This window comes from Dietzia sp. SLG310A2-38A2 (assembly GCF_014145095.1).
Taxonomy (GTDB): Bacteria; Actinomycetota; Actinomycetes; order Mycobacteriales; family Mycobacteriaceae; genus Dietzia.
The window spans coordinates 1-5,260 of sequence record NZ_JAALDX010000124.1 but is presented as its reverse complement, the minus strand read 5'-3'; the positions used below and the strand labels follow the sequence as shown (position 1 = coordinate 5,260).

Sequence of the window (5,260 nt, the reverse complement as noted above, 5' to 3'; positions counted from 1 at the left end):
GCGCGGCGGCGGGCGGGCCCCCACCCGGCATCGTGGCCAGTCGGCGCCGCAGCTCAGCGACGCGGTCCGCCGTGCCGAGGCCGGACAGATCAACGACAGAGGTGTCTATTACCATCACCGCCAACTCCCGCCCGGGCCGACACGCCGCACACTGCGTGAATCGAATGATCTTTCGAGTACGCGATCAGTGAACACCACCGGTACGACACGGCGCAAGAACACCTGTTCGACACGTCCGAGCGGAGGTCTCCGTCGGACCGAACGGATACGCTGTGGCGACCATCGAGAGGAGAGGCATGGCCGGACTACGCTTCCGATTCCGTCAGATCAGCCGGCGCTTCTGGTTCCTGCCCGCCGTCATGACTCTCGTCGCGCTGGCCCTCGCCCAGCTCGGGACGTGGCTGTCCACCAATCCGGGGACGAGCGACGACGCAGCCGCCTGGCTCTACGGCGGCGGCGTGGACGGCTCCCGGAGCATCCTCGCCGCCGTGGCGAGCAGCTCCATCGGTGTGGGCGGAACCGTCTTCTCCATCACCATCGCCGCCCTCTCCTACGCCGCGGGCACCATGGGTCCGCGGTTACTCCAGAACTTCACCGAGGACCGCGGCAACCAGGTCACGCTGGGTGTCTTCATCTCCACCTTCGCCTTCAGTCTCTACAGCCTGCGCACAGTCACCGGCGGCGACGAGGGAGCACCGTTCGTCCCCCACTACAACGTCACCCTTGCGCTCGTCCTGGCGCTCTGCTGTATCGGCGCACTCGTGTACTTCATCGGCCATGTCACCGGCTCGATCAACACCACCCGCGTGGTCAACCTCCTCACCGCCGACCTCCGGTCCTCCCTGCTCAACGCCACCGAGATCACCGACCCGGAGCGCAACGTGCAGTCGCCGCCGCAGGAAGAGTTCTGGGCGGAGGCGGAGACCCTCCTCGCGGAGAAGGGCGGGTACCTGCAGCTGGTCGACCACGAGGGCACCATCGAGCGTCGTCACCGCGCCGTGCTCGAGGCCGCCGAATAACGCGTCGAGCCGGGCCACAGGGCAAGGTGACAAGGCCAGGTGGCAGCGCCAAGTGACAGGGCCAGGTGGGGGGCCCGCGTTCACCCGGTGTCGCCCGGACGGCCATCCCACGGCCCTACCCTGGCGAGCATGAAAGCTTCCATCGGGAACCGCATCGTGCTCATCGGCGCGGGGGACGTGGGCATCGCCTACGGCTACGCGCTCGTCAACCAGGGCCTGGCCGACCACCTGGCCATCATCGACATCGACCACGACAAACTGGTCGGCGAGGTCATGGACCTCAACCACGGCGTCGTGTGGGCACCCTCCCCCACCCTCGTCACGGAGGGCACCTACGACGACTGCGCGGACGCCACGATGGTGGTGATCTGCGCCGGCGCCGCCCAGCGCCCCGGCGAGACGCGGCTCGACCTGGTCGGCAGGAACATGGCGATCTTCGAGGGGATCGTCGGCGACGTCATGGCGACCGGCTTCGACGGCATCCTGCTCGTGGCCACCAACCCCGTGGACATCCTCGCCCAGGCCTCGTGGCGCTACTCCGGCCTGCCCTCCGCACAGGTCATCGGCTCCGGCACGATCCTCGACTCCGCGCGTTTCCGGTTCATGCTGGGCGAGTACTACGACGTCGCCCCGATGAGCGTGCACGCCTCGATCATCGGCGAACACGGCGACACCGAACTGCCGGTCTTCTCGTCGGCCAACGTCTCCGGGGTGCCACTTCGCCGGGATCTCGACGGGGACCCTGCCACGCGGGAACGACTGGCCCAGATCTTCACGGAGACCCGGGACGCCGCCTACCGGATCATCGACTCCAAGGGCTCCACCAGCTACGGCATCGGCATGGGCCTCGCCCGCATCACCCGCGCCGTCCTGCGCAACGAGCAGGTGTCGCTACCCGTCTCCACGTTGCTGCGGGGCGAGTACGGACAGGACGGCATCTTCATCGGCGTCCCCGCGGTGATCGGCCGGACCGGCGTCCAGCGCGTGGTGGAACTGGAACTCGACGCCACCGAGACCGAACAGTTCGCCCGCAGCGCGTCTGCGCTGCGGGCGGTGTCGGAGCAGTTCGAGATACTGCGCTGAGTCAGGGTTTCGGGGTCAGGGGGTCGCGGGGGGATCGCTGGCCGGGAAGGACTCGTCCCCCCATTCGTCGGCGACCGCGTCGTCGTGGTCATACCGGGCCTTGTCCGCGGGCTCCTCGGAATGCTCGCCGATGCGGTCAGGGTTCTGCGGACTCGTCATGATTCATCCTCCTGCCGCCGTACGGGGCGTGCGGCAATACTCAGATTACCGGAGACCACCGGCCCCGACCGCGACGGAGAACACACCATCGCGGTCACCACGGGAAACAGGAGGGCGCCATGCACAGCACCGACTACACCGACACACTGATCCTGCCCGCACCCGACACCCGGGCCGAGACGGCCACGGCGCCGCCGGCGGGGAAACGCTCGATCGCCGAGTTGCAGTACGAGAGGCTCTCGGGTGCGGACTACACCTGGACGAGCGACGACCTGCTCTTCGACGTCCACTGCGCTCGCAAGGGCATCGGGGAGGCCGACCGTGCGGCCGAACGCGAGCGGTTCTTCGCCAAGGGTCAACCGTGCCTGCGCACCTCCCCGCTGACCAAGACGTACGGCTGGGCGATGCACTTCGACTCCGGCGGGAGGATCGCGCTGCTGCCCATGGGTTCGGACCGTCTGGCCGAACTGCAGGCCGACCCGTCCGTGACGATCAGGACCGCCATGAAGAGTTCCCGCTAGCCCGGCTCGACGTCCGGCAGGGAGCGAAGCCACCCGAGCACCGGGCCGGAGATGACCCGGGCGAACTCCTCGTACCCCGCGGGGCCGGGGTGTGCCCCGTCGCCGGCCGTGACCTCGCGCATCCACGCACCGCCGGGCCGCAGGGAATCGAAGGTCGGCACGAACGGCACCCCGGCCTCGGCGCACACCGCGGCCATGGCCGCGGCACGGGCGGCGATCCGCTCGTTGACCTGCTCCCACATGACCGGTGGCGGCCCCACCACCAGGAACCGCCCCTCGGGAGCACGGGCGATCATCCCCCGCAGGGCCGCGACCGTGCCCGCCTCCTCGGCGCGAAGGGCACCCTCGTGCTCCATCACGTCGTTGACGCCGAACTCCGCGATCACCGCCGTGGTCGGGAACGCGGCCCGTCGGCGGTCCACCTCGTCCCAGCGGGCCAGGATCATCTCGGAGGTGTCCCCGCCGATCCCCGCGACGGTGGTGTGGAGGCTCAGGCCCGCCCCGGCACCCTCCTCGACCAGGTGCGCGGTCCATCCACGGCCGGTCTCGTCGCCGTACCCGGCCACGAAGGAGTCACCGATGATGCAGACGGGGAGGTCGCGCGGTTCGCTCACGACGCCACGGTAGCTGGCCGGCGTCAACGCCAAGAGCGTTCCGCACACCCCACTCCCGGGCGATGTGTGCGGAACGCTCTTCGCGATGAACAGGCGCGGGGTGGGGGCGTCGCGCGTCAGTCCAGGTGGCGGGACTGCGCCCAACGGGTGAGCGCGTGCCGGTTGGACTGCTGGGTCTTGCGCAGCACGTTGGAGGCGTGCGTCTCCACGGTCTTGACCGAGATGAACAGCTTCTCGGCGATCTCCTTGTAGGTGTAACCGCGTGCCAACAACCGCAGCACCTCTTTCTCCCGAGGAGTGAGGGAGTCGACCTCCGGGTCGTGGACGGGCTCACCCCGATCCTCCGGTCCGGGCGCGGCACGGGCGAACGCGTCCAGGACGAACCCGGCCAGGCGCGGGGAGAACACCGCGTCCCCGTCGGCCACGCGGCGCACGGCGTCGGCCAGCTCCCCACCGGAGATGGTCTTGGTGACGTATCCGCGCGCCCCGCCGCGGATCACGGCGATCACGTCCTCCGCGGCGTCGGAGACACTCAGTGCGAGGAAGGTGGACACAGGCGCGTCGGACGCGTCGGACGCGCCGGCGGTGCCGGGCGCGACGGACGCATCGGACGTGCCGGACCTGCCGGAAACACCGCTCGGGTCGGCCCCCAGCACCGCGCGCAGCACGGCGACCCCGCCACCGTCTGGCATGTGTACGTCGAGCAGGACCACGTCGGGTCGTACCCGACCGATCCCGGCGACGGCCTCGGCCACCGACCCCGCCTCGCCCACCACTTCGATGCCGGCCTGGCCGGCGAGTTCGGCCCGGACACCGCTGCGGAACACCGCGTGGTCGTCGACGAGAAATACCCGGCACACCCTGACGCCACCCACCGGCTCGTCCGTCATTCGCCCTCCAGCGGCATCTCGATCCCGATCTCGGTTCCGCGACCGAGCGTACTGCGCACCGTCACGCTGCCACCCCGGCTCTCGACACGGTGCCGGATGGACTGGGACAACCCGTGTCGATCATCGCCCACGTCGTCGGGGTCGAAGCCGCAGCCGCGGTCCCGGACGAAGGCGCTGAGCACCTGTCCGTCGTTCTCCACGAACACGTCGGCGGTGTCGACGCCGGCGTGCTTGGCCACGTTGACCAGGGCCTCGCGGACGGCGCCCAGCACCGCCTTCTCGGCGTCTCCCCCCGGGCCGTCCCCGCCCACCACCACCTGGTCCACACGCAGACCGTAGGCGTCCTCGACGTCCCCGACGATCACCTCGACGGCCCCCGCGACGGTGGCCGCACCCGAGGACATGCGCGACCCGGCCCCGAAGAGCCACTGCCGCAGCTCGCGCTCCTGCCGACGGGCCAGCCGCGACACCTGGGCGGGGTCGTCGGAACGCTTCTGGATCAACGCCAACGTCTGCAGCACGGAGTCGTGGAGGTGGGAGGCGATGTCGCTGCGCTCGGCCTCCCGGATGCGGGCCGCACGTTCCTCCTCGAGTGACCGCCACAGCCGCAGCCCCACGGGGACGCTGAGCAGCACCACTCCGACGAGGGTCGCCAGCACCGCCAGGAAGGACGACCGCAGGGCGGCGAACTCGACCTGCCCCAGCACGACGACGGCGAGTCCGACGACGACGAGGGTCGCACCGGCGGTGACCCTGGCCCAGTCGAAGACGGACCGGGGAGCCACTCGTCCCCCGCCGTCGTACTGCTGCCAGACCAGCCCGGCCCCCAGGGCCACGATCAGGACGGGCACGATCACGTGCAGTCCCGTCGCGGTGGTCACCATGAACGACAGCACCGACCCCACCAGCGCCACGACCGCCAGGGCCATGCCGCGCCGCCGCTCCCGCGCGTCCGCGGAGGCGGCCCCCTCCTG

General features: G+C 70.3%; 7 protein-coding genes. 3 read left to right on the top strand and 4 right to left on the bottom strand.

Features of this window, described 5'->3' with window-relative positions:
- The first annotated feature begins 296 nt into the window (after positions 1 to 296).
- Together G6027_RS04680 and G6027_RS04675 are read left to right on the top strand one after the other, a co-directional pair.
- A complete protein-coding gene (locus tag G6027_RS04680; protein ID WP_241726826.1) occupies positions 297 to 1,019 on the top strand; it encodes a DUF2254 family protein in 723 nt (240 codons plus the stop codon).
- Positions 1,020 to 1,148: 129 nt separating this feature from the next.
- Positions 1,149 to 2,102 carry an L-lactate dehydrogenase gene (locus G6027_RS04675; protein ID WP_182635839.1) on the top strand — a complete coding sequence of 318 codons (954 nt, stop codon included), beginning with the start codon at positions 1,149 to 1,151 and terminating at the stop codon, positions 2,100 to 2,102.
- Between the two features lie 15 nt (positions 2,103 to 2,117).
- On the opposite strand, the gene G6027_RS04670 is transcribed toward G6027_RS04675, so the two are convergent.
- Positions 2,118 to 2,261: a hypothetical protein gene (locus G6027_RS04670; protein WP_182635834.1), complete on the bottom strand. Its 144-nt coding sequence runs from the start codon at positions 2,259 to 2,261 to the stop codon at positions 2,118 to 2,120.
- Between the two features lie 119 nt (positions 2,262 to 2,380).
- On the opposite strand from G6027_RS04670, the gene G6027_RS04665 reads away from it, so the two are divergent.
- Positions 2,381 to 2,782 (top strand): DUF6157 family protein, encoded by a 402-nt coding sequence (locus G6027_RS04665; protein WP_182635832.1) that lies wholly within the window; start codon positions 2,381 to 2,383, stop codon positions 2,780 to 2,782.
- On the opposite strand, the gene G6027_RS04660 is transcribed toward G6027_RS04665, so the two are convergent.
- The 3 genes from G6027_RS04660 to G6027_RS04650 form a co-directional block, all read right to left on the bottom strand.
- Positions 2,779 to 3,396: a GDSL-type esterase/lipase family protein gene (locus G6027_RS04660; protein ID WP_182635830.1), complete on the bottom strand. Its 618-nt coding sequence runs from the start codon at positions 3,394 to 3,396 to the stop codon at positions 2,779 to 2,781. The genes G6027_RS04665 and G6027_RS04660 overlap by 4 nt on opposite strands.
- Before the next feature lie 116 nt (positions 3,397 to 3,512).
- On the bottom strand, positions 3,513 to 4,286 hold the full coding sequence (locus G6027_RS04655; protein WP_182635828.1) for a response regulator transcription factor: 774 nt from the start codon (positions 4,284 to 4,286) through the stop codon (positions 3,513 to 3,515).
- The coding region (locus G6027_RS04650; RefSeq protein ID WP_182635826.1) for an ATP-binding protein at positions 4,283 to 5,260 on the bottom strand (978 nt) is incomplete at its 5' end. The genes G6027_RS04650 and G6027_RS04655, both read right to left, overlap by 4 nt.